Genomic DNA, 1,074 nt, shown 5'->3' on the forward strand with positions numbered 1-1,074 from the left:
GGTTTACCCGGGAGGGGAGGCCTTCCCCGTGGGGGAGGGGGTCCTCGCCGCTCCCCTCGGGGCGGTGATGGAGCGGCTCTGGAGGGGGTAAGCGCCTGCGCTCTGGTTTCGCAAGACTTTTAGGAGGTGAGGAAGAAGTCGGCTCTGCCCTTTCCCCCTCCTCGTCCAAGAAGGGCACTTGGAGCAGCAAGGCAAGGCCTTCGCCACCGAGGGGGATGAGGTGGGCTTGCCCTAGAGGCTGTCGTAAAAGTCCTCCACGTGGCTGCACGTTGATTTCGCAACACGGTTTGCCCGAAATAAGGCTTGGGAAGGTCCTTTTGGGGCCCCCACCGCGGCGAAAGCCGCGGTGGGGTACTTAACCCACTAAGGAGCGGGTACGGTGATGAGCCAGCCCACAGTGGCCCCAGCCAGGGGGTGTGAGAGCCACCCTACCTGGTGCCGCGAACGCAGGGGATAAACCCGGATGGCGGGCTTCACGGGGTTGGGACTCACCTGGGGTGGGTTGGCAAGGACCACATCGTAGTAGCCCGCCTTCTCGCCGATCTCCTCGCTGTAGAAGCTTAGGTGGAGAGGACGGGCGAAGCGCAGAACTCGCTCCCCCGTCTTGAGGTCGGTCACCCGGAGGGCGAAGGCGTAGACCACCTTTTCCCCTTTGGGGGCGTAGGCCTGCCAGTAGGCGGGGTCGCCCACCAAAAGCTCCAGCCGCACGGGGTCCTGGCCGAAGGCCTTGTCGGGCACCGTGAGGACCAGGGGGCCAAGGCCCAGGCGCAAGTAGTCCCACGGGTTCAGGATTACGGAGGCCACCACCTGGGGAAAGCCGTATTGGGTAGGATCGGGAGCCTGGGCGGTCTGGGCTAGGGCGAGGCCTATGCCGAGGACGGGAAGCCACATGTACCTGCGCATCCTTCCATCACCTCCATTGAAATTCTCTGCAAGGTACCTGAAGCTGGCCTGAAGATCCTCGCCGGACTTCCGGTATACGGGTTTTGGGGTAGATGAAGACGGTCGTGTCAAGAGTTATGTGTAAGAGTCTGTGTACGGGGGGCATACCGCTCCTGAAGCATCTTCTCCAGC

Annotated in this window: 1 protein-coding gene; it reads right to left on the reverse strand. The window is 63.0% G+C overall.

All coding sequences use genetic code 11. From position 1 onward, the window contains the following. Window positions 1-363: 363 nt before the first annotated feature. On the reverse strand, window positions 364-903 hold the full coding sequence (locus BLP62_RS13435; protein WP_143004387.1) for a hypothetical protein: 540 nt from the start codon (window positions 901-903) through the stop codon (window positions 364-366). Window positions 904-1,074: the final 171 nt, after the last annotated feature.

It is taken from the genome of Thermus arciformis, from assembly GCF_900102145.1.
Taxonomy (GTDB): domain Bacteria; phylum Deinococcota; class Deinococci; order Deinococcales; family Thermaceae; genus Thermus; species Thermus arciformis.

What these genes read in the sequence shown, in the direction of transcription:
- BLP62_RS13435 (WP_143004387.1), bottom strand. Translation starts at nt 903, where the DNA reads ATGCGCAGGTACATGTGGCTTCCCGTCCTCGGCATAGGCCTCGCCCTA.